30 protein-coding genes and 1 tRNA gene are annotated in these 19,543 nt (G+C 53.3%); 17 read left to right on the forward strand and 14 right to left on the reverse strand.

What is annotated here, in order from left to right; translation table 11 throughout:
* From C7K08_RS07750 to pgeF, 3 genes are all read left to right on the forward strand, one after another.
* Positions 1–1,132, forward strand: a 1,132-nt coding sequence (locus tag C7K08_RS07750) for a S1 RNA-binding domain-containing protein (RefSeq protein WP_241537139.1), incomplete at its 5' end; no start/stop codon positions are given.
* Positions 1,129–1,980, forward strand: coding sequence for a Tab2/Atab2 family RNA-binding protein (locus C7K08_RS07755; RefSeq protein WP_106500068.1), 852 nt, complete (start codon positions 1,129–1,131; stop codon positions 1,978–1,980). The genes C7K08_RS07750 and C7K08_RS07755, both read left to right, overlap by 4 nt.
* Positions 1,973–2,755, forward strand: coding sequence for a peptidoglycan editing factor PgeF (pgeF, locus tag C7K08_RS07760; protein ID WP_106500069.1), 783 nt, complete (start codon positions 1,973–1,975; stop codon positions 2,753–2,755). Before C7K08_RS07755 ends, pgeF begins: the two co-directional genes overlap by 8 nt.
* Here the strand turns inward: pgeF and C7K08_RS07765 are convergent.
* Positions 2,730–3,395: a DUF938 domain-containing protein gene (locus C7K08_RS07765; RefSeq protein WP_241537140.1), complete on the reverse strand. Its 666-nt coding sequence runs from the start codon at positions 3,393–3,395 to the stop codon at positions 2,730–2,732. The two genes, pgeF and C7K08_RS07765, sit on opposite strands and share 26 nt — an antisense overlap.
* Positions 3,396–3,403: 8 nt before the next feature.
* Between C7K08_RS07765 and C7K08_RS07770 the strand changes: the two genes are divergently transcribed.
* Positions 3,404–3,601, forward strand: coding sequence for a DUF6737 family protein (locus C7K08_RS07770; RefSeq protein ID WP_106500070.1), 198 nt, complete (start codon positions 3,404–3,406; stop codon positions 3,599–3,601).
* Here the strand turns inward: C7K08_RS07770 and C7K08_RS07775 are convergent.
* Complete coding sequence (locus C7K08_RS07775; RefSeq protein ID WP_241537141.1) at positions 3,557–4,258, reverse strand: esterase/lipase family protein; 702 nt, start codon at positions 4,256–4,258, stop codon at positions 3,557–3,559. The two genes, C7K08_RS07770 and C7K08_RS07775, sit on opposite strands and share 45 nt — an antisense overlap.
* Here C7K08_RS07775 and C7K08_RS07780 point away from each other — a divergent pair.
* A complete protein-coding gene (locus tag C7K08_RS07780) occupies positions 4,244–4,630 on the forward strand; it encodes a hypothetical protein (RefSeq protein WP_106500071.1) in 387 nt (128 codons plus the stop codon). The two genes, C7K08_RS07775 and C7K08_RS07780, sit on opposite strands and share 15 nt — an antisense overlap.
* Positions 4,627–4,938, forward strand: a complete 312-nt coding sequence (locus C7K08_RS07785) for a c-type cytochrome (protein ID WP_241537142.1) — start codon at positions 4,627–4,629, stop codon at positions 4,936–4,938. The genes C7K08_RS07780 and C7K08_RS07785 overlap by 4 nt, the downstream gene beginning before the upstream one ends.
* On the opposite strand, the gene C7K08_RS07790 is transcribed toward C7K08_RS07785, so the two are convergent.
* The 5 genes from C7K08_RS07790 to C7K08_RS07810 form a co-directional block, all read right to left on the reverse strand.
* Positions 4,933–5,199 (reverse strand): YciI family protein, encoded by a 267-nt coding sequence (locus C7K08_RS07790; protein WP_106500073.1) that lies wholly within the window; start codon positions 5,197–5,199, stop codon positions 4,933–4,935. The genes C7K08_RS07785 and C7K08_RS07790 overlap by 6 nt on opposite strands.
* A gap of 28 nt (positions 5,200–5,227) precedes the next feature.
* Complete coding sequence (trpA, locus tag C7K08_RS07795; RefSeq protein ID WP_106500074.1) at positions 5,228–6,019, reverse strand: tryptophan synthase subunit alpha; 792 nt, start codon at positions 6,017–6,019, stop codon at positions 5,228–5,230.
* On the reverse strand, positions 6,016–6,330 hold the full coding sequence (locus C7K08_RS07800) for a DUF3007 family protein (RefSeq protein ID WP_106500075.1): 315 nt from the start codon (positions 6,328–6,330) through the stop codon (positions 6,016–6,018). Before C7K08_RS07800 ends, trpA begins: the two co-directional genes overlap by 4 nt.
* A gap of 5 nt (positions 6,331–6,335) precedes the next feature.
* Positions 6,336–6,587 carry an NAD(P)H-quinone oxidoreductase subunit L gene (locus tag C7K08_RS07805; RefSeq protein ID WP_106500076.1) on the reverse strand — a complete coding sequence of 84 codons (252 nt, stop codon included), beginning with the start codon at positions 6,585–6,587 and terminating at the stop codon, positions 6,336–6,338.
* A gap of 30 nt (positions 6,588–6,617) precedes the next feature.
* A tRNA-Leu gene (locus C7K08_RS07810) sits at positions 6,618–6,693 on the reverse strand.
* Positions 6,694–6,731: 38 nt separating this feature from the next.
* Here C7K08_RS07810 and C7K08_RS07815 point away from each other — a divergent pair.
* Positions 6,732–7,283, forward strand: coding sequence for a Nif11 domain/cupin domain-containing protein (locus tag C7K08_RS07815; RefSeq protein WP_106500077.1), 552 nt, complete (start codon positions 6,732–6,734; stop codon positions 7,281–7,283).
* A gap of 9 nt (positions 7,284–7,292) precedes the next feature.
* A complete protein-coding gene (locus C7K08_RS07820) occupies positions 7,293–7,691 on the forward strand; it encodes a hypothetical protein (protein ID WP_106500078.1) in 399 nt (132 codons plus the stop codon).
* Here C7K08_RS07820 and C7K08_RS07825 read toward each other — a convergent pair.
* The 4 genes from C7K08_RS07825 to C7K08_RS07840 form a co-directional block, all read right to left on the reverse strand.
* The gene (locus tag C7K08_RS07825) at positions 7,681–8,127 is read right to left on the reverse strand and encodes a phosphate-starvation-inducible PsiE family protein (protein ID WP_133165183.1); all 447 of its coding nucleotides are present in this window, start codon (positions 8,125–8,127) and stop codon (positions 7,681–7,683) included. The two genes, C7K08_RS07820 and C7K08_RS07825, sit on opposite strands and share 11 nt — an antisense overlap.
* A gap of 5 nt (positions 8,128–8,132) precedes the next feature.
* The gene (locus C7K08_RS15970) at positions 8,133–8,309 is read right to left on the reverse strand and encodes a hypothetical protein (protein ID WP_315856095.1); all 177 of its coding nucleotides are present in this window, start codon (positions 8,307–8,309) and stop codon (positions 8,133–8,135) included.
* A gap of 112 nt (positions 8,310–8,421) precedes the next feature.
* A complete protein-coding gene (locus C7K08_RS07835; RefSeq protein WP_106500081.1) occupies positions 8,422–8,730 on the reverse strand; it encodes a hypothetical protein in 309 nt (102 codons plus the stop codon).
* A gap of 16 nt (positions 8,731–8,746) precedes the next feature.
* Positions 8,747–9,658 carry a sigma-70 family RNA polymerase sigma factor gene (locus C7K08_RS07840; protein WP_106500082.1) on the reverse strand — a complete coding sequence of 304 codons (912 nt, stop codon included), beginning with the start codon at positions 9,656–9,658 and terminating at the stop codon, positions 8,747–8,749.
* A 255-nt stretch (positions 9,659–9,913) separates the two neighbouring features.
* Here C7K08_RS07840 and C7K08_RS07845 point away from each other — a divergent pair, with 255 nt between their 5' ends.
* From C7K08_RS07845 to C7K08_RS07875, 7 genes are all read left to right on the forward strand, one after another.
* On the forward strand, positions 9,914–10,384 hold the full coding sequence (locus C7K08_RS07845) for a DUF2214 family protein (RefSeq protein WP_106500083.1): 471 nt from the start codon (positions 9,914–9,916) through the stop codon (positions 10,382–10,384).
* Positions 10,381–10,980, forward strand: a complete 600-nt coding sequence (locus tag C7K08_RS07850) for a zinc metalloprotease (protein WP_106500084.1) — start codon at positions 10,381–10,383, stop codon at positions 10,978–10,980. Before C7K08_RS07845 ends, C7K08_RS07850 begins: the two co-directional genes overlap by 4 nt.
* A gap of 6 nt (positions 10,981–10,986) precedes the next feature.
* Positions 10,987–11,949 carry a permease gene (locus C7K08_RS07855; RefSeq protein WP_106500085.1) on the forward strand — a complete coding sequence of 321 codons (963 nt, stop codon included), beginning with the start codon at positions 10,987–10,989 and terminating at the stop codon, positions 11,947–11,949.
* Complete coding sequence (locus tag C7K08_RS07860; protein ID WP_106500086.1) at positions 11,946–12,611, forward strand: TIGR03943 family putative permease subunit; 666 nt, start codon at positions 11,946–11,948, stop codon at positions 12,609–12,611. The genes C7K08_RS07855 and C7K08_RS07860 overlap by 4 nt, the downstream gene beginning before the upstream one ends.
* A complete protein-coding gene (locus tag C7K08_RS07865) occupies positions 12,608–13,948 on the forward strand; it encodes a hypothetical protein (RefSeq protein WP_106500087.1) in 1,341 nt (446 codons plus the stop codon). Before C7K08_RS07860 ends, C7K08_RS07865 begins: the two co-directional genes overlap by 4 nt.
* Positions 13,949–14,049: 101 nt before the next feature.
* Positions 14,050–15,189, forward strand: coding sequence for an N-acetyltransferase DgcN family protein (locus C7K08_RS07870; RefSeq protein ID WP_106500088.1), 1,140 nt, complete (start codon positions 14,050–14,052; stop codon positions 15,187–15,189).
* Positions 15,186–16,265, forward strand: coding sequence for an alanine/ornithine racemase family PLP-dependent enzyme (locus C7K08_RS07875; RefSeq protein ID WP_106500118.1), 1,080 nt, complete (start codon positions 15,186–15,188; stop codon positions 16,263–16,265). Before C7K08_RS07870 ends, C7K08_RS07875 begins: the two co-directional genes overlap by 4 nt.
* 20 nt (positions 16,266–16,285) lie before the next feature.
* On the opposite strand, the gene C7K08_RS07880 is transcribed toward C7K08_RS07875, so the two are convergent.
* A complete protein-coding gene (locus tag C7K08_RS07880; protein ID WP_106500089.1) occupies positions 16,286–16,846 on the reverse strand; it encodes a HupE/UreJ family protein in 561 nt (186 codons plus the stop codon).
* A 76-nt stretch (positions 16,847–16,922) separates the two neighbouring features.
* Between C7K08_RS07880 and C7K08_RS07885 the strand changes: the two genes are divergently transcribed.
* Entirely contained in the window at positions 16,923–17,159 is a 237-nt protein-coding gene (locus C7K08_RS07885; protein ID WP_133165185.1) for a hypothetical protein, read from the forward strand.
* Here the strand turns inward: C7K08_RS07885 and C7K08_RS07890 are convergent.
* Complete coding sequence (locus C7K08_RS07890; protein ID WP_106500091.1) at positions 17,140–18,555, reverse strand: cryptochrome/deoxyribodipyrimidine photo-lyase family protein; 1,416 nt, start codon at positions 18,553–18,555, stop codon at positions 17,140–17,142. The genes C7K08_RS07885 and C7K08_RS07890 overlap by 20 nt on opposite strands.
* Positions 18,556–18,628: 73 nt before the next feature.
* Entirely contained in the window at positions 18,629–18,805 is a 177-nt protein-coding gene (locus tag C7K08_RS15975; protein ID WP_162842894.1) for a hypothetical protein, read from the reverse strand.
* Positions 18,806–19,237: 432 nt separating this feature from the next.
* Between C7K08_RS15975 and C7K08_RS07900 the strand changes: the two genes are divergently transcribed.
* Positions 19,238–19,486 carry a hypothetical protein gene (locus C7K08_RS07900; protein WP_106500093.1) on the forward strand — a complete coding sequence of 83 codons (249 nt, stop codon included), beginning with the start codon at positions 19,238–19,240 and terminating at the stop codon, positions 19,484–19,486.
* The last annotated feature ends 57 nt before the right edge of the window (positions 19,487–19,543 follow it).

A 19,543-nucleotide genomic window follows, 5' to 3' on the forward strand; every position in this document is an offset into this window, starting at 1 on the left:
GCCCCTGGCAATCCTGCATATCAGCAAAAAAGAAGAGGAGGATCGCCGCTTAAAAGAGGCTGCGGAACAAGCAGCAGTGGAAGCTAAGGCTCAAGTTGCAGCCAGCAAGGTGCAGCCCAAACCAAGCTTTGAAGGGCGCAGCACCAGCAACGATATGGAGGGCCTCACCATGGCCGATCTTCTTGGTGCTGCAGAAAAGAAACGGGAGCCTCAAGCCGTTAGCAGCAGCCGCAGGCAAGTTGATGATTTTGATTTTGATGAAGAAGCTTTCCTTGCCGCCCTAGACGAAAACGAACCGATCGGTGCCACCGGCGATGTAGTTACGGGCACCGTGATCGCCCATGAAAGTGATGGCATCTACGTAGATATCGGTGGCAAGGCTCCGGGATTTATGCCAAAAGCCGAATGTGGCCTCGGTGTAATAACCGAGCTAAAAACCCGTTTCCCCAAAGGTATTGAGGTGCAGGTACTTGTTACCCGCGAGCAAAATGCCGATGGAATGGTAACGATTAGCTGTAGGGCCCTAGCCCTGCGCCAGGCTTGGGAAAAAGTGCGCCAGTTAGAAAAAGACGGCAAGGTTGTTCAAGTGAAGCTCACAGGCTTTAACCGCGGCGGCTGCACCTGCGATCTGGAGGGGTTAAGGGGCTTTATTCCCCGCTCTCAATTAGAAGATGGCGAAAACCATGAAGCCCTTGTGGGTAAAACAATTGGGGTTGCCTTCCTTGAAGTAAATCCCGAAACACGCAAGCTGGTGCTATCAGAAAAGAAAGCTTCCACCAGCGCCAAATTTGCCAACTTAGAAGTGGGCCAGTTGGTGAGCGGTCAGGTTGTGAGCCTCAAGCCCTATGGCTTTTTTGTAGACCTTGGCGGCGTGAGTGGTTTGTTACACCAAAGCAGCATCACCGGTGGTGCCCTGCGCGATCTGCGGGAGGCATTTGAAACCGGTGAAACAATTCAGGCATTAATCATGGAATTGGATCCAGGCCGTGGTCGCATCGGCCTAAACACCGCCCTACTAGAAAATCAACCAGGTGAACTACTGGTTGATAAAGCAAAGGTGATGAAAGAAGCAGAAGACAGGGCTAACCGCGCCCGCAACATGATCCGTCAAAAGGAACAATCGGCGGGATGAATAGCCTGCCGGCGGATTGGGAGCTCGATTACTACTCCCGGCCCCTTCAAGATGCCAACGGCAAAAAACGTTGGGAATTGTTGCTGAATAGCTCCAATAACAGCTTCCGCTGGCAGCGCTTTTGCCCAGCTGAAAGCGTTAATTCCCAGTGGCTTAACCAGGCGCTCAGCGATGCCATCAGCGAAGCGAAAGCCGAGGGCATTGAAATAGCTCCACGGCTGCGTTGCTGGCGTCCATCGATGCGAACGATGGTGCAGCGGGCCGCAGAGCCCCTGGGCCTTGAGGTGATCGGCAGCCGCCGTTGCTATGGCCTAATCGAATGGATTCAAGAACGGGAGGCCGAGGTATATCCAGCCATGGAAGGCTTTTTGGTAGGTCCTTTAGCGCCACCCCCAAGCCCCATCAAGCCCTTGGCCCTGCCCCTACCGGAAGCGGTAAGGGGTGATCAATGGAGCTGGGCCAGCCTTCCAGCTGCAAGCCTGGCGGAGGCAAACCAATGGCCGATCGATTTTGCCGGCTTGATTCCCCTACCTGAGCTATCAAAAGCTGCATCGATTCCTGGCGTGAGGTTATTTAGCCCCAGCCGTGCCCTAGCCCTAGCGGGTTGGTTAAGCGGCCTTGAACCTGTGCGCTTGGAAGTTCGCGATCAACAACTAGTGCTGGAAGCAGGCATTGAGGATCGCTGGTTGGTTAGTGACCTAGCGCCAGAGGCGGCAGATGCCGCTAAGCAGGTATTGAATGAAGCCCGCAGCAATGCCGGCGGCTTGCAATTTTTGGCGGTGCAAAGCAGCGAGGCAGTGAGCAACTTTTCTGGCTTTTGGTTATTGCGAGATCTAGCCGATGGCTGAGGGCCCGTTTAACAAACCCGATAAAGGTTTCAACAACATTCCCGGCTGGACCTGGATTGGCACCTACGGCGGCTACTACCTGCAATGCAACCAACTTGAGGAATTTGAACACGGCTTTTTCACGCGCCAATGGCATGGCCGCGGCCCAGAGGAGCTCGTGGGCTATGTGAGCTCTGGGGTGAGCGTGCATCGCCCCCAACAGATCCATAGCGCCTTGGTGCTCCCAGCCCCCCAGGCCAGCCAAGCGCCATGGCCGGAGGCCGATGGGTTAGTGAGCACAAAAGGAGGGCAAAGTTTGTGGGTGTGTGGTGCTGATTGCACCCCTGTGCTGGTGGCCGATGCCGCCACTGGCCGGGTAGCCGCCTGCCATGCAGGCTGGCGTGGGGTAGCGGGCGGCATCCTCAAAGAAGCAATCCAGCAAATGGAAGCAGCCGGTAGCAAACGCAAGGATTTACTAGTGGCGCTGGGACCGGCCGTAAGCGGGCCCAACTACCAAGTGGAAAGGCAGGTGAGCAGCCAATTGGGCGAAATTGAGCAGCTGCAGGCTATTGCTGCGGTGCTGCCAGATTCAAAGCCTGGCTGCGATCGCCTAGATATCCGTAGGGCTGCCTGGTGGCAACTGAAGCAACTGGGCCTTACGGAAGCGCAAATCAGCAGCTGCCCCCTCTGCACAGTGGCTGAACCAGAGTTATTCCATTCCTGGCGCCGCGATCAGGTAAAAGCAGTGCAGTGGAGCTGCATCGTGAGCTCTAGCAGCGTTGAAATGCAACGGTGAGGTTGTTTGCTGGCATCGGCCAACGGCCAAACAGTTCAAAACCATGGTGCTGGGCAAGGCTGCTCACCTCCCCAAGGCAGCGAAGCCCCCAACTTGGATCTCGCTCCTGCAAGGAGTTATCAAAAGCTTGATTACTTGGGCTTAGCGGCAAGCCAACTTCACGGAAGGGGCCATAGAGCACGAGCAAATTCCCCGGCAGTAAAAGCTGCGCCCCATGGACGAACAGTCCCTCGGTGGCGGCCCATGGGGCGATATGGATCATGTTGATGCAAAGCAGCAAAGCTGGCTGTTCGCCAAGGTTTGGCCAATGGGCCGCCATGGCATCAAGCTCAAGCGGAGCCGCCATGGCAGCTAAACCAAAATGCTTGGCCCAAGCCGCAATGCTGGCTCGATGGGCCGGTTCAGGGTCGCTACCGCGCCAGCGCAAATCAGGGTGGCTGCTGCTAAATCGCTGCTGCAAATAGCAAAGATGTTCGCCACTGCCACTGGCGATTTCCAACACCAAACCAGCCTGCGGCAACAATGGTTCCAACACAAGCGCAATAGCTTCGCGATTACGTTCAGTTGCTGGAAAACAGAGCCGCTCAGCATCCCTAGCTTCAAAAATTCCGTTCACAATTAACTGCATCCGATTATTCATTTTTCAGCATGGCCCATCCCTTTTGGTCGTTGAAACCCTGGTGGTGTCAACCCTGGACAATCCTGCTCACGGGCACGGTTGCTATCACCACCAGTTGGCTAGTGCTGCACATTTGGTGGTTAACCGCTGCCATTGCCGTGCTGGTGCTGGCCTGGTGGTGCCTATTCCTCTTGATTGTTCCCAACATCACCCCCGTTGAGCAATAGCAATGCCGCCACAGGAGCCAAGGCACCAGCTGAACTAATCAGTTGACGGTGATTCCACACGGGTAAACGCTGCACGCTGCCCACCGCTAGGGCGGCACTCCAGTAGGGCATCACCATGGCATCCAGCAAGCAATAAAAGCTGTGGCATTCCACGCCATCGAGGCAGTGCAGGTTCGCATTAAGTGAGTTGAGCAATGGGCTGCCGGGTTTCATATCGGCAATTCCCGGTAAAAGCCAACGGGGACAGGGCAGGGCCGTAATCGTGCCTTGGTGGGGGCTGCCAATGCTCACAAAACGTTTGGTGCGCTGGTGTCCCCCTAGAAGCTGCAACCAGCAACGCAGCACCAACCCACCCATGGAAAAACCCAACACATTTAGGGGTTGCTCCGCTCCATAACGGAGCTGTAATTGCTGCTCTAATTGCTCAGCTAAAGCAATTAATGGCGTGTCGCCCAAGCGATGGGGCAGGTGGGGGCAAAAAATTTCAAAATCTGCGGGGGCGAGATATGCCCTTAAACGATTAAAAACAGCGGGATGATCCCAGAGCCCATGCACAAGAACTAAAGGTGGCGCCATCACCAGGCTGATCTGACCATCTGGAGCCCCTAACCTTAGGGGTCGTTTTGCGATAGCAATTAGGCCATGGCCAATGATCACTATCTCGTATGCCTGGCCCTTCTTAATCAAAATGGCAAACGCCGCCTACCAATTGGCGGGGCATCATTGGCTGAACCCATTGCCGCTGATGCCGATCCAGGCCAACAGGGGGAGGCCTTAGCCCTCGATCTACTGCTTAGGCTCTGGCAACAAACCAACCTTGGACCAATCCAACGCCATGGTGAAGAAACTAATCTGTTATTGCTTGAGATGCCAATGGCAAAGGTATTAGAGGATTTACCTCGTTTAAAAAAAGCTTGGCTTGCCGGTGGTAGCGATGCTGATTTATATAGGGAATTAAGGCAACTAACTGAACGGGGCTGGAGTATTCAAACGGCTAAATACAGCAAACCTAGCTTTCAAATCTGGTGAACAAATTTTTTTCTTTCCTGCTGAGCTTTCTGCTTCTAATTGCCCCCACCGCCAGCTCCGGCGAGCAATTATTTAACCAATATTGCATCGGCTGCCACATTAATGGTGGCAACATCATTCGCCGCGCTAAAACATTAAAACTGGCAGCATTGCAAAAGAACGGCATTTTGGATGCAACTGCCATAAGCGCCATTGCAACCCAAGGCAAGGGTTCAATGGGTGCCTATGGAGCCCTTCTCGGCCCTGATGGCGCCGATGCTGTGGGCGAATGGGTTTGGCAACAGGCTCTCACTAACTGGCCTTCATAGGGCTTGGATCCAGGGATAGATTTCAAAGGCAGTCCAAATACCTTGAAGCCAGTAGATATCGTTTTTGATTAGTTCTTCCACCTGGAGTTTTGTTTCAGCTTCATAGATGCCAAACACATGGCTGGTTGTTTCTGTGGGGCCAAGGGTAATCAAAATCCCTTCTTCCTTTTGACGCCTTAAACCAGCTAGATGCTGCTCCCGATAGGGGGTGCGGGCCTCAAGGGCATTGGAGCAATAGGTGCCCCAGAGCACAAAACGCATGGCCAAAAAAGAAACCGCTGCTGCTTATTTAACTATCAAGGGCTGTGCGCAATTCGCTGCAGAACTGCTGGGCAGCGGCAACAGGCTCAGCCAAAGCCATGCGTTTTACCAAGGCACTACCAACGATGGCGCCATCGGCGCCCCAATCGCGCACCTGAACTGCTTGTTCCACCCCTGAGATGCCAAATCCCACCGCCACAGGGGTTGGACCTAAGGCCTTGATTTGCTGCACTAAGCCAGCAACCCTTGTTTCCATTTGGCTGCGTTCCCCCGTAACACCCGTAACACTCACCAAATAGGTAAAGCCCCTGCTGGCTGCAACGATGCGGGCCATCCGTTGCGGTGGGGTGGTGGGGGCAACTAGCAGCACTAAATCAAGCCCTGCCGCTGCTGCTATGGGTGAAAGACGCTCCGCTTCCTCCAGGGGTAAATCAGGCACCAACAGGCCCGCTGCCCCTGCCGCGGCAGCCTGTTGGCAGAAACTCTCCATTCCACAATTTAAAAGTGGATTGCTGTAGGTGAATAACACCACTGGCAGCTCCAGCTCTCCTTTAAGGCTGCTGAGCAGCTCTAAAACACCAGCAAGGGTGGTACCCGCAGCCAAGGCGCGGCCAGCCGCCGCTTGAATAACGGGCCCATCAGCCAAAGGATCGCTATAGGGGATCCCCAGTTCCACCAAATCTGCGCCAGCCTCCTGGAGGGCCAGCAGAGCAGCCCTAGTGGTGGCGAGATTTGGGTCTCCGGCGGTGAGGAACGGCATCAGGGCGCAACGACCCTCGGCCCGCAAGCGCTCAAAACAGCTGGAAATAGCAGATTTCATTGACCCACTTCCTTGAGCAGGGCCTGCTGCTCCTCTGGGGAAAGGCTTTCAAAACGCTCGCGCAGCTGTTCGGTAGTTAGGGCGTCGTAGGCAGTGCGATAGCGGCGCCTTTGCTCCATGAAGGTCATGCGGCCAGTAACCACCCTGAACAGGTAGCTGCCGGTCCAACCCACAACCAAAAGCACAAGAACTGCCTCTGCGGCGATACCGGCATCAATGCCCCCCAGGCCTGCGGCTTTAAAGCCCCAGTAACCCAAACCACCAAGCACAAATACCGCTAAGCAAAGCCATAGGGCACGGGCTCTGGTCATGGCAATCAAGCCTCACCCTGACCTTGAAGGCGCAGGTTGAGGAAGGGAGCAAAAAGGATTAAGCCCGGAAAAAATAGGAACACCAAGCCGTAAACAAAAGTGCGTTCAAATTTGCCCATCAGGTGCCAGCGTTTATTCATCCAAAGAAAAAGCAGCAGCGGCACCACCAGCAGATAGGCACCAGCCAGAAGGCCATAGGCCAGAAACACCAGCAGGGTGCCTTGGGGCAGCTGGGAGAGCAGGTGCTGAAAAGGCAAGGGGTACTCCTGGAAGAGCTGGTTTTTAAGTGGTGCCCGTGGCGGGATTCGAACCCGCACTGGAGCGATTTTAAGTCGCTTATCTCTGCCGTTGGATTACACGGGCAGGCACACTCAACCATCATCAACTAACGGCCTATCCCCATGGCTGAGGAGCAGCTGCAACAGTTTCTAGAGAAGGTGGCACAACTCAACCAGCTGGTGGCACTGATTGAGGGCAATCCCCAACTGCGAGAACGCCTAAGCGCCTGCAGCAATCACCTGGAGGTGGTAGCCCTCGCTGCAGACCAGGGTCTACAGATCGGGCAACGCTGGGGAGAACCAATATTGCAAACAAATGCGGCTGTAAACAACCTTTGGGCCAGTGCAGCGCCGCCACCAGGCGGCGAACGGGTGCAGTTATTGCTGGAGGGCAAGGGTTTGCGCTTGGAATTAATCCATTCAGTTGCTGCCAGCACCCCTTCTGGCCAGTGGTACAACCAGCCCATGGGGGAGTGGGTTGCCCTTCTAACAGGCAGTGCGCAACTGCGTTTTGCCGATGAACCCACGGCCCGCAACCTTGGGGCAGGGGATTGGTTTTGGATCGCCCCCCACCGTTGCCATCGGGTGGAAGCTTGCAGTGGCAGCAGCGGTTGCCTATGGCTCACCCTGTTCATTGAGCCAAAATTGATGGCAATAGAACAGTTCAACCCCTAGCTTTTTGAAATGAAAATTCCCCTTTTTGCACTGTTGGCCCTTTGCTTTGCTTGCCCAGAGGTGCATGCCCAAGCGGCAAAGCAAACCATGGCAGAAGCAGCCCAGGCCATGGATGTGTGCCGCCGGGTGCCGAAGGCCGACCGCGATGAGATGGTTGGTGAACAGGTGAGCCGCGCCTGGCTTGCTACGGGCCCCAGCGCTGCAGCTGAAAAGCAAGACAAATTAAACCTGTTGCGCAGCATGGTTGATGCCTACGCAAAAGCAATGCAGGCCGATGGCCAGCTGATCGCGATGGGATGCAGCCAAGGGGTTTTAGATCGGGTGCAAAATTTGAATTGGAGCCCGTTTCATGCCGGTGTTCAAACGGTGCTGAAAGCAAATGGATTAGCTGATGTAATCAAGCCTTGAGTTGATTGCCACCACGGCTAATCAACCAATAGGCGGCACACAGGGCCAAGGTGCCAAGGCCAAGGCTTGCCACAAGAAGGGGCTTACCGCCCACATCCGCCGGTAAAACAATGATCTTGCGGGCCATTGCTGTGATGGCGGTTGCCAACACCAACTCCACCTGAATCCTGTGGTCTTTTAGATAGGCGGTGATATTTTCCAGCACTTCGATGGTGATTAACAAAGCGAGCACATCGCCCAAAACCCGCTCTAATTCAGGGCCTAACAGGGGACTATTGCCCGGTGACACCTCAGTGCCAATAACAACCAACAGCTGGATAGTGGCAGCGATTATCACAACCACCATGGCAATGGCTAGCACCTTGGCTAGGGCCCGCTGGAAGCGGCTCAAACCCCGTTGAAAAAGTTGGTCGTTTCTAAAAAATTGGAGCAACATTTTGCTCAATTATTGAAATAATTGGTTTGGGGCTTTGCCTGGGTGTCGCCCGCTGGATTTTCAATGCGCGTGTCGCAGGTGGTGGAACCATCTGGATTGGTAACGCAATTGACGGTTTTCAGCGTTGAGGCGGGCCCAACATTTGAACCAGGTCCCAGGAGATAACTCTCGGATTGGGCCAAAACCGCACCAGGAATTAAAACCAACGCACCCAAGAAACTGAGTGCTAAGCGGCAAAAAATAGAAGCCAAGTTCAGTTCCTAATCAACTACAGCCACTTTGCCCCAAAAAGGTTCAGCTGGCGTCGTTACGAATCGATTGAAGGAGCAGATCGAGCTGGGCTAATTCCTCGCCAACTACCGGCGGGCTGTGGTGCTGCCATTCAGCCTCGATGCTGCAAAGCCTTTCGGCTAAACCCACCACACCGGCTTGCATCACCGTGCGTTGCAGCTCCTGCAATAGGGCTGGCATACGAATCGAGCCAGCCCTAAGGGAGCGCCTTAAATCCGCCTGGGTGCGACCGCTATGGCGCAGCCAATCCTTGAGGAACAGCTCCAGCTGCTCCAGCTGATCTGGATTGAGCGTGGAAGCAGGAGGGGCCATTGCAGCAATTTAGACATCAACCGAAAGTGCCAGTGGCTTCCACCAAACCAGATTGAATCCCGGCACGGCGCAATTTACGCAGGGACCTTTGCACCACCTGACGGCAATATTCGCGGCTGCAACCCATCTGCCTTGCCACCTCTGCCAAGGTGCGCCATTCATTGCTGCCATCAAGGCCGAAACGCAGCATCACAACAGTGCGCTCCTTAGGGGTGAGGCTTGATTCATCGAGGAGGGTCCATACCGCCTGGGAGCGCTCATCCTGTTCAGCCCGCTCCATCGGTGGGATCTCTTCACTGGCCAATAAGTCGAGCAGTTCGGAGGGATCGGATTTTGATTTCACCACCCCCTGCAAACTAACGGTGATGCTGCGCAATTCACAGCCGAGGAGATCTTCCACTTCATCGAGAGGAAGTTTGAGGCAATCAGCCAAATCGCTGCTGGAGGGGGGCCTGCCGGTGGCTTGAAGCAAACGCGCTTTTGCCGCCCGAAGTTTGGTTAGTTTTTCATTCACATTCACCGGAATTCGAATTGCACGACTTTGGGTAGATAGGGCGCGATTTAAACCCTGGCGAATCCACCAATAGGCATATGTACTGAATCTGTGTCCGCGGGTGGGATCATATTTTTCCACCGCACGGGTGAGGCCAATGGTGCCTTCTTGAATAAGGTCGAGCAGATCTAAACCCTTGCCTTGATACCGCTTAGCCAGATTCACAACTAAACGTAAATTTGCAGTGATCATCTGGTTTTTAGCCCTTTCCCCCAAGCGCAGTTGCCGCCTTTCATCTGCGGTTAGTTCAGTTGCACTTTTTTCCAGCAGGGGAGCCATGGCCTGCACCTTGCGGCCAAGGGTTAATTCCTGTTCAGGGGTGAGTAGCTGATGCCTACCAATCTCACCAAGAAAGGCACTGAGTGAACTGCTCATTAGCGAACCTGGGCGGGGGCATTGATTTGAACCTAGGGGAACTGTTTGATTTTCTAGAAACCGTCATAAAGGCTTAGTAGTTTATGTTTTATTCGTTATTGCTTCCAGCTCAAAAATCAACTAACAAATGCTTTACCATTGCAACGAAAAGCCACAAAAGATAGGCCTTAAGGCAATTGAATTCCAAAAAGTAGTGGGCTTGCTCGCAGTGGGCTTGATAAACGGTTACTGTCCCGGCGGTATCGGATTGTTTCGATGGACGCTTCCGTAGTAAGCCGCGCGGGCATGGCCTACGCCCATGAACTGAGCTTCATGCTGTGTTTTGCAGCCCTCACCGCCGAACGCTTTTTAATTCGTGCCAACCCCGATCGCAGCACCGCCACAAAATTAATCATCACCGACGTGGTTTACGGCCTTGCTGCCCTCACGCTCCTGGGCAGTGGTGTGTTGCGGGTGCTTTATTTCGGCCAAGGGGCTGATTTCTACACTGAAAATCCGCTTTTTTGGTGGAAGGTGGGTATCTATCTCAGCGCCGGTGCCCTTTCGCTTTATCCCACCATTACCTATGTGCTCTGGGCCATTCCCCTGCGCAAAGGTGAAACCCCTAACTTTTCCGCCGCCGCTGCCCAACGGATCGGTTGGGTAATAAATGTGGAGTTGCTCGCCTTTGCAACCCTGCCATTCATGGCAAGCCTCATGGCCCGTGGGGTTGGCAGCGGGGGATGATCCCCTGCCCGCCGGTGGAGATGCGGGTTGCAGCCCCAGAGGTTGCCCCTATGGCCAGTATTTCCCCTGGCGATAGGCCAGGCTATGCAGCAGCCCTGGAACCATCGAGAAGGGGTTGGGTAACCCTGCCCTTGTGGTGCGTGTGGGTTGAACCCCCAGGCCCTGATTTATGGAGTAAGCGCTGGCATGGGGCCGTGGAAACATCATTGGCCACCTGGGCCACCCACCTGAAATTAATTCGAGTTAAAAATGCCAGCGATGCCCACCTGAGGCTGTGGCGTCGCAATCCACCCCTGCAGGGGGGCAGAGCCAGTAATGGCAGGGCCCTGCTCAGTTTTGAACTGGTGCAAAGGGGTGGCAAAAAAATAGTTGAACCCCTTGTTGATTTGTTGATTAGCCCCGGCATCCGCCAGGAGGCAATCGAAGCCACCAGCCTGCATGAATTGGGCCATGGCTTTGGCCTATGGGGCCATAGTGATCAGCCCACTGATGTGATGGCAGCAAAACCAGGGCCCACGCCGATTAAACAATTGAGCAAAAGGGATCGCCTCACCTTGAACTGGCTCTACAACCAACCCAGTGGGGTTAGCCCCTAGGAAGCAATGGCGCAAATAGCAACCGTGTGGGCGGTGTTTCAAGGCCTATTGCTAGAGGCATTGCCATTTTTATTAATTGGCGTTGCCATTTCCAGCCTGGCAAGGGCATTGGATCCCAGTGGCCATTGGCTGCAAAAACTACCCAAGGGGGCGCTTTTGGGGCCCCTGAGTGGAGCACTGCTCGGTTTTGCTTTACCCGCCTGCGAATGCGGCAATGTGCCTGTTGCCCGCCGTTTGCTAGCTGTGGGCGCCCCCCTGGGCACAGCATTTGGCTTTTTGTTTGCGGCGCCGGTGCTCAATCCGGTGGTGCTGCTGAGCACCTGGGCTGCCTTCCCAGATAAACCTTGGTTATTGCTGCTGAGGCCCGCCGGCAGTGTGGTGATTGCACTTGTGCTTTCAGGTTTGCTGCAACTGATATCAGAAGCAAAACTTTTAAATTCCGAATTGCTGGCGGAAAGGCGCTTAAGCCAACCATTGGCAGCGTTTTCCCTGCTGGAGCGCTCAACAGGCCTAATCGGCCAACCATTGGCGGCGCTAGCAACGGATCTAAAAGCGAGTGTTCAAAACAAACCAGCTGGGCTACTAAGCCATGGGGTAAATGAATTTCTTGAATTGGGCAGTTTGCTGGTGCTGGGTTGTGCCGTGGCTGCCTTAATTCAAACTTTGATCCCAAGGGATCTGTTCCTTGCCCTGGGCCAAGCACCCACCCTTTCAGTGGTGAGCCTGATGTTGCTGGCACTTGTGGTGAGCGTGTGCTCAAGCGTTGATGCATTCTTAGCCTTGGGTTTTGCAGATCAAGTAACCCCGGGGGCGCTGCTGGCCTTTTTATTACTCGGCCCAGTGATTGATCTAAAAAGTGTGAGCCTTCTAGGCCGGGTATTTACCTTGCGAGCCATGGGGCTTGTGCTAGCTGGTGTTTCCCTCACGGTTTTGCTAATGGGCCAGGCCTTGAATTTGCTTTTGCTATGAAATATCTAGTGCTGGGGTTTCTCGGAGCGGTGCTGCTCAAATGTTGGCTAGATCAACGCCTTAATTTGTTATTGCATAGCAATTTCCATAGCCTTGTTCTAATTGCTGGGCTAGTGCTATTGATGATTGCTATTGCCGGCTTCTGCTCAGCAAAAGTAAGCAACAAAGCAACTAAAATCTGGCCGCTTATTGTGCTGAGCCTCACGGCCATGGGCCTATGGATTTGGCCGCCAAAACCATCACTCTCAACCCTGGCGGCTAATCGCTCAGGCGCCCAATTAGGGCAAAGCGAACTTTCATTTCTTTCGCCACCAGAACAACGCAGCCTCACCGATTGGGTGCGGCTGCTCAATAGCCAACCCGACCCCAATCTCTATGGGGGCGATCCCGTTCAGGTGAGTGGTTTTGTTCTTGATGTGCCGGGTAAACCGCCTGAGATCGCCAGATTGCTGGTGCGCTGTTGCCTTGCTGATGCCACACCGGTGGGTTTGGCCGTTAGGTGGCCCAAAACAAAATCCAGCAACGGCTGGCCCAAGCCAGATCAATGGCTGCAAATAAAGGGGGTGATGGCAGTGGAAAACCACCAAGGCAGCCTGCGATCGGTGCTGGTGGCAAAGCAGATCAAAGCAATAGCGGCCCCAACTAGGCCCCTGGAACCATGAAAAAGTGGTGGCTGGTGCTAGGGGCAGGCCTTGGCCTTGCACTGCTGCAACAGCAATTGCTATTGAGGCGGCCGCCGCGATTGCTTGCAATTGAAGCGATAGCGCCTGGCCGTAATAGCGGAGCCCTAAGCATTCGTTTTAGTCGTTTGATGGATGGGGAAAGCTTGCGGCGCGGCTTGCAACTAAAGCCGCAAGTGGCCCATCAGTTACTAGGCAATGGCAACAATTACACACTATTAATTGAAGCAAAAGGGCCAATTAAGCAGCCGTTTGAATTGCAATTAAAGGGCAAAGATATCCGCGGGGTGCAGTTTAAACAGAGCCGCTGGCTATGGGAGCTGAGGCCAACATTATTAGCCGCAAGGCCAGTGGTAGGCGGTGATCAAATCCAACGCTGGCATGATAATAGCTGGCAGCCGCTATCACCGGTGCGGGGCCTGATTCAAAGCTTTTTACCCCTAGGCAATGGCAGGGGTGTGGCTGTTGTTAATAACCTAAAAGCAATGGATAGCCAGGTGTGGGTGCTGATGCTTTCTGCTCAGGGAACACCGCTACGGGAAAAACAAATTAATAAAAATCCATTGATTTTTGCTGCCCTTAGTAGTGACAATAAAGGTGATCTTTTAGTGCAATCTTCAAACGCAAAGGAACCGGGCAGCCGGGTGGAGTTAAGCAGATTTGAAGCTGCTGATTTACAACAACCCCAACGGCTAGCCGTGGAGGCAAGCGGGCCGATTCAGCTGGTTCCCCAGGGCCATCAGCTGGTGGTGCCACAACTTGATGGTTTAAGCCTGCAAAGCCTGCCTCCACTGCCTGCCAAAAAGGAATTGCTGCCCGGCAGCCGCGACCTGAGTAGTTTTTGCCCGCAACCAGGCCGAGCCCTTCTGGTGCGCCATTGGCCTGATTACCGCCGCTCGCTTGAACTACTGGAGCCAGGAAAAGCACCAAAACAAATTTGGCTTGGCAGTGAGGCCCTTCTGGCAACAGCTTGCGCTGGTGGCGGAGAGAGAATTTGGCTGCTCTTACTGAGTGGCATCCGCAAACCCTTACTTGAGTTAATAGAATTAAATAAGCATGGAAAATTAATGCATAGGTTGCCACTAACTGGCAGGGAGCTTGATCCAGGCAGCAAGCTTCACTACGATTCAACACGCCAAGTGTTGCTACTTTTATTAAAACGCCAAATCAGTGATTACCAAAAATCCCTACCAGCGCAGGTTCATCTTATTGAGGTAAATAATTATTTAATGAAAGCAATTCCAGGGGCAGCCACCCATACCGGCTGGCTGCCCTCAAGGCAGTTGCAGCACCTAAACAACCAACATCCCCGTAAATAACCTATAGTATTGGAACCCACGCCCCCCAGCGGCCACCTCTGAGCCCTGAAATCTCCACTTTAACTTTTTAAAGTTTTAGTAACTGATCGGGCCTGGCCTTATTGGCATTTACAAATCAGGTTATCAACCTGAAAGTTAATTTGTTTTCACCACCGGTGGTAACAAAAGCTGCTTTAGTTTATTGCGAAGGCAACTTTGCAGGGCTAGACGGCAAAACAGCCCATGGTTTAGTTCGCTTCTGTGAGGCTTTCAAAATCAAGGCAGTTATCGATAGCCAATTGGCGGGTAACGATGCCGGACTGCTTCTAGACGGCATCAGCAATGGCATACCAATTGTTGCCGACCTGGCCACGGCGTTGGCCTTAAAGGGGCCACCTGTCACCACATTTATCTACGGCATGGCCCCTGCCACTGGCCTCTATGGAGATGCCGATCGCCGGGCACTGCTAGCCGCCATGGCAGCGGGATTGGATCTGGTGAGTGGCATGCGCGAATTCCTCAATGAAGACCCCGAATTCGCAGCCGCCGCTGCCCAGCACAACGTTTCGATCAGAGATGTGCGACGTCCGCCTGATTTAAAAGATCTACACCTCTTCAACGGCTCAATCGCCACAGCAAGCTGCGTTCGAATCGCCGTACTCGGCACCGATGGCGCCATCGGTAAACGCACCACTGCCACTCTGTTGGTGCAAGCCCTTAATGAAAGTGGCATTCACGCTGTTTTGGTTTGTACAGGCCAAACAGGCCTCATTCAGGGGGGCCGCTATGGCATTCCCCTAGATGCAATTCCATCCCAATTTTGCTCAGGGGAAGTGGAGGCGGCTGTGGTTGGGGCCTATCGCAGCGAAAAACCAGCTGTGATTGTGATTGAAGGTCAAGGGGCCCTCAGTCATCCGGCCTACCTCTCCTCAAGCTTCATCCTGCGGGGCAGCCAACCCCAAGCAGTTGTTCTGCAGCATGCCCCAGCTCGCCGCCAGCTCAGCGACTTCCCATTTATTCCCATGCCCACACCTGCCAGTGAAATTAAGCTGATTGAATCCTTTGCATCAACGCGGGTAATCGGCCTAACCCTGAACCACGAGGGGATGGATGACGCCGAGGTGAGCGCAGCAATCGCCCTTTATTCGGCCGAACTTGCAATTCCCGTAACCGATGCTGTAAGTCGCGCACCCGCTGCCCTAGTGGCAATGGTGCTGCGGGCGTTTCCTGAATTGTGTACCCCAGCCAATCCAAAGCCTTGAGCGCTCCAAGGCTAGAGATTCATCTCGAGCACCTTCAACACAACGCAAGAACGATGGTGAATCGACTTGCGAGCCAAGGCATAAAGATCACTGGTGTAAGCAAATCAACGCTGGGAATGCCTGAAATAGCACGCACCTGGGTAGCAGCAGGGGTGCATTCGATTGGAGAAGCGCGCATTGAATCAATTGAAATCCTGAATCGTTGCGAATTAGGTGTTCCCTTGCTTCTGATTCGTTCACCAATGCTCAGCCAGGTGGAGCGGGTGGTGGCCCATGCGGCCATCAGTTGCAATAGCGAACTAATCGTGCTCAAAGCCCTTGCTGCGGCGGCGGCTTGCCAGGGAGTACGCCATGGGGTGATGTTGATGGTGGAGCTTGGGGATTTGCGCGAAGGCGTCCTCGCCGCAGACCTGGAGGCGATGGTGGTGCTTACCTTGGCGCTACCAAGTTTGTTGCTGGTGGGGATAGGCACCAATTTGGGTTGCCAGCACGGGATCGCTCCTGATCCAACCAACATGGCGGAGCTATCGCGGCTAATTAATGCCATGGAGGCACGTTTTGGCATCAAATTGGAGTGGTGTTCCGGTGGCAACTCCGCCAATCTTCCCTGGCTAGCAAGCGGTGGGAAGCCAGGCCGGATCAACCACCTGCGCCTTGGCGAGGCACTGCTACTCGGCAGAGAACCTCTCACCCGCAAGCAAATACCAGGGCTCTATACGGATGCCATAACCCTGGTAGCTGAGGTGATTGAGTGCAAGCTAAAACCAAGCCAACCGTGGGGAACACCCCACTCCACGAGCTTTTCTAATGAACCAACAACATCACAAATAACTCCACAAATAACGCCAGCTCAACCCATGACAAGGCGAGCCCTACTTGCCCTTGGCGAGCAGGATGCAGATCCAGCGGGCCTTAGCGCAGCTCAACTCACCATTGAGGGAGCCTCCAGCGACCACCTAGTGGTTAGCGGAGCAACCATGAAACTTGGGGTTGGAGACGAGCAACGCTTTCAGATCAGCTACAGCGCCCTATTGAGGGCGATGACTTCACCATTCGTGAGCCGTTGTTTCATCTGAAATATTTTTAGCAGCAAAATTTAATGAATAAAAGAAAGCGCTCCACCCAACACAAGCAAAGTGATCGCTGCTGTTTTTCTATAGGCAATTGCTGATTTTTTCAGCAGTAAATAAGTTCCACCGGCTATAACAGCGGAGCTAAAAAGTGCAGCACTCCACCAAATCAAACTTGTGTTGTCTTTAGGTGCTTCCAAGCCATGCAACATGGCGTGAATTGAAACCGCTGCTGCCACCACAATGCCGCTGATTTTATTTGCGCTGAAGTTATTAGGAAATCTCCAAGACAGCAGAGAAATGCCAGCGAGCACGGATATGGCCAATGCTGCCAACAGCTCAGCTGATCCAAGCTGGAAACCTGAAAAGCCCACTGCGGCGCCAACAACAGCACCAGCAAGGGCCCACAACAGCAGCTGGGAGGAGATGGAAGCCGCTGCGGTGCCAACAGCGATCAGCATCAACAGATGATCAAAACCCAGCAACGGGTGGGTAGCACCGGCAAGGGCACCTCCGGTAGCGCTGCCGTGGGCCATGGCGGCTGATCCAACGCTGAATGCCAGCAAAAGAGCAATAAAGCGTTTCATTGGTTTTTCTTGTTCTAGCCATTAATATAGTTGCGAAAGGCTTGATTTCACAACCAGCCCAAAACCAGTTATCACCATGCGGGACGACGATTTTTCTTTAGCAGACGATATGGCGGAAGATAATGGCCATGATGAACTTTCCTCCATAGCTGATTTAGGTGCTGAGCACTGGCAGGAGGAGATCGAATTCTTGGAACAACGATTACGGGGAGATCAAGGTGAAATAGATAAAGACGACAGGGAAACCTGCCAAGTTGCTTTAGAAATCGCTCGGGATAACCTCCAAAACTGCCTTAAAGGCAAAAAAGATTAAGTTGGGCGGGATTTAGCGGTTTGGCCGGTTTTGCAAAACTCACAATTGGTTTTGGGTAGGAGCTACCAATCACACAACCAACTCGATCTTGGGTTTGTGGATCCATAGTCCACGGTTGATGTAGATATACCGCTGGCACACGGCGTAATTCAGGTAGCCATCTACGAATAAAATTGCCGGATAAATCGTGATCAAGACCTTGCTTAAGGGGGTTATATATACGCACGGTTTTATTTCCCGTGGTGCCAGATTGCATTTGGCACTGGCTCCAATGGATGCCAGGCTCATAATCAATAAATAGGCGGGCTAAATGCATGCCGCTTTCGCGCCAGGGGAGCAGCAGTTGGTAACTCGCAACGGAAATAAGCATTGCCCGCATGCGGAAATTAAGCCAGCCGGTAGCAATTAAAGAACGCATGCAGGCATCTACAAACGGCAGGCCAGTGCAACCCAAAGCCCAGGCCTTTAAACGTTTTTCATTGCTGCTGCGCTGCACAAACCTGCCGCTGTAAAGCTCTTGATATTCAAGGCTGGGCTTACTTTCAAGCTTTTGAATAAAATGGCAATGCCAGTGAAGGCGATTGTCAAAGCGCTGCAAAGATCTGCTCCAGCTGCGCTCTGCGGGGCTATCGGCAAAACAGAAACGACGCTTTCTTGTGAGTTGCACCACTTCACGCAATGAAAGGGTGCCCCAGCTCAAATGGGGGGAGAGGCGGGAGCAGCTGGCGGCCGCGGTTATCGGGCTTGAGATATCAGCCTGGTAGCGACGGCTGCGTTCAGTTAAAAAGCTTGATAGCAACTGAACAGCCTCACGGCTGCCTCCATGCTGCCTGCGTGGCAATAAATCGGGCTCTAGGCCCAGCCCATGGGTAGAGGGAATTTCACCAATTTCTATGCCCTCCAAGGGTGTTAAGCGCTCCGGCGGCGGGGTGAGCATTTCAGCCATGCGGCCCTCCCAGCGGCGGGCCCAACCCTTGCGGTTTTTTAGCCCGCGAATAACACCGAACTGGGCAAATTCATGCCACCTAATCGAATGCCGCCTCGCCCAGGCGGCCACCCGTAAATCACGGGCGTAGGTAAAACCATTACCGGTTTCCTCATGGCTCCAAAGGCCAGCGATGCCAAATTGATGGTGGGCCCGCTCCAACACCTGTTCCACCTGGCCGCAGCGCACCACTAGGGGTTGCCCTAAACGGGCTAAGGACAACCTCAACTCCAACAAGCTTTCAGCACAGAATTGCCATTGCCTCCCAGAACAATCGCTTTGCTGCCAGTAGTGGGGTTCCACCACATAAAGGGGAAGTACCGCACCTAGCCGGCTGGCTTCCAACAGCGGTTTGTGGTCTGCAATACGCAGATCCCGCTTGAACCACACAACCTGCAGGGGGCCCTTCACAAGCTCTAGTGAACCAAAACCGCTTCTTGTTAAAAGATAGAAGAAAAAGCAAGCGATCTAACGGGAAAACTACTTATTCATGCCAGCGCATGCTCTCGAGGTGTTCTAAAATATTTTTACGAACTTCCATTAATTCATTAAAGCATTCTTGATTATGGGCACAATTGCGAAGTTTTGGATCTGGCTTTAAAACCGATTCAATAAACAGATCCAAGCCGCGATTCCACTTATCTTTTTGATCAATCACCAATCAGCCCTCCAGGCTTGCACATAAAAGCAGATTTACTTTTACAAATTTGGATCCGATTTCAATGGTTTTGAGTTGAACTCCTAACAAGGGCGCCATGGGAGCAAAGGGAAACTCCAGTGGCCCAAGCAGATTGGGGCAATTTACTTTCCGCCCTGCACTTATCCAATCTCATTTGCTCAGAGGCTAAGGCGCCAAGCAGAACAAAAAATGCACCGGTAATTATACTCAGCAAAGCGGATAAGGTTTTGGGGTTCGCCTGCCCGTTTAAGGCAGGCTTTACACCCTCATCACTAAACATTGGCTCACCAGAGATTAAACATGATTAGGAGCTCAATGGCCGCAGCTTCTGTATCAAGTGATGCGAAATAACAAAACAACTTTTCAATGGATTTCAGCTTGGCTAGGTTTAGGGCTTGCTTAGCTTTGCTCAAAATGGATATCCCCCTCCAAGAGCAAAATCAAAAGTGGTTTAAAAGCCACCTACTTGATCGATCCATAGAACTTCAGGAGCTCTATGAGCTCCCCCAGGGGGAGCTCGACCTGCTTTTGGCTGAAACAGCGGAGCTGAGGAGCGACTCAGTGAATAGAGATCGCAACCATGGCAAGTGGTGCACTGCGGGCTATTTCCTTGAGCTTGCCCGACTAATTGATCAAAGGCGGGGGCGCGAAACGAGCACCTAGGGGCCATAAAGGGAGGATCTTTACAATCCGTTACAAAGCCTGTAATATTTCGCAACA

This window comes from Synechococcus lacustris str. Tous, assembly GCF_003011125.1.
GTDB classification, from domain to species: Bacteria; Cyanobacteriota; Cyanobacteriia; order PCC-6307; family Cyanobiaceae; genus Synechococcus_D; species Synechococcus_D lacustris.

Excerpts from the sequence above, each read along its gene's own strand:
- C7K08_RS07755 (WP_106500068.1), top strand. The coding sequence starts at position 1,129 with ATGAATAGCCTGCCGGCGGATTGGGAGCTCGATTACTACTCCCGGCCC.
- pgeF (WP_106500069.1), top strand. The coding sequence starts at position 1,973 with ATGGCTGAGGGCCCGTTTAACAAACCCGATAAAGGTTTCAACAACATT.
- C7K08_RS07765 (WP_241537140.1), bottom strand. The coding sequence starts at position 3,395 with ATGAATAATCGGATGCAGTTAATTGTGAACGGAATTTTTGAAGCTAGG.
- C7K08_RS07770 (WP_106500070.1), top strand. The coding sequence starts at position 3,404 with ATGGCCCATCCCTTTTGGTCGTTGAAACCCTGGTGGTGTCAACCCTGG.
- C7K08_RS07780 (WP_106500071.1), top strand. The coding sequence starts at position 4,244 with ATGGCCAATGATCACTATCTCGTATGCCTGGCCCTTCTTAATCAAAAT.
- C7K08_RS07790 (WP_106500073.1), bottom strand. The coding sequence starts at position 5,199 with ATGCGTTTTGTGCTCTGGGGCACCTATTGCTCCAATGCCCTTGAGGCC.
- trpA (WP_106500074.1), bottom strand. The coding sequence starts at position 6,019 with ATGAAATCTGCTATTTCCAGCTGTTTTGAGCGCTTGCGGGCCGAGGGT.
- C7K08_RS07800 (WP_106500075.1), bottom strand. The coding sequence starts at position 6,330 with ATGACCAGAGCCCGTGCCCTATGGCTTTGCTTAGCGGTATTTGTGCTT.
- C7K08_RS07815 (WP_106500077.1), top strand. The coding sequence starts at position 6,732 with ATGGCTGAGGAGCAGCTGCAACAGTTTCTAGAGAAGGTGGCACAACTC.
- C7K08_RS07820 (WP_106500078.1), top strand. The coding sequence starts at position 7,293 with ATGAAAATTCCCCTTTTTGCACTGTTGGCCCTTTGCTTTGCTTGCCCA.
- C7K08_RS07825 (WP_133165183.1), bottom strand. The coding sequence starts at position 8,127 with ATGTTGCTCCAATTTTTTAGAAACGACCAACTTTTTCAACGGGGTTTG.
- C7K08_RS07835 (WP_106500081.1), bottom strand. The coding sequence starts at position 8,730 with ATGGCCCCTCCTGCTTCCACGCTCAATCCAGATCAGCTGGAGCAGCTG.
- C7K08_RS07840 (WP_106500082.1), bottom strand. The coding sequence starts at position 9,658 with ATGAGCAGTTCACTCAGTGCCTTTCTTGGTGAGATTGGTAGGCATCAG.
- C7K08_RS07845 (WP_106500083.1), top strand. The coding sequence starts at position 9,914 with ATGGACGCTTCCGTAGTAAGCCGCGCGGGCATGGCCTACGCCCATGAA.
- C7K08_RS07850 (WP_106500084.1), top strand. The coding sequence starts at position 10,381 with ATGATCCCCTGCCCGCCGGTGGAGATGCGGGTTGCAGCCCCAGAGGTT.
- C7K08_RS07855 (WP_106500085.1), top strand. The coding sequence starts at position 10,987 with ATGGCGCAAATAGCAACCGTGTGGGCGGTGTTTCAAGGCCTATTGCTA.
- C7K08_RS07860 (WP_106500086.1), top strand. The coding sequence starts at position 11,946 with ATGAAATATCTAGTGCTGGGGTTTCTCGGAGCGGTGCTGCTCAAATGT.
- C7K08_RS07865 (WP_106500087.1), top strand. The coding sequence starts at position 12,608 with ATGAAAAAGTGGTGGCTGGTGCTAGGGGCAGGCCTTGGCCTTGCACTG.
- C7K08_RS07880 (WP_106500089.1), bottom strand. The coding sequence starts at position 16,846 with ATGAAACGCTTTATTGCTCTTTTGCTGGCATTCAGCGTTGGATCAGCC.
- C7K08_RS07885 (WP_133165185.1), top strand. The coding sequence starts at position 16,923 with ATGCGGGACGACGATTTTTCTTTAGCAGACGATATGGCGGAAGATAAT.
- C7K08_RS07900 (WP_106500093.1), top strand. The coding sequence starts at position 19,238 with ATGGATATCCCCCTCCAAGAGCAAAATCAAAAGTGGTTTAAAAGCCAC.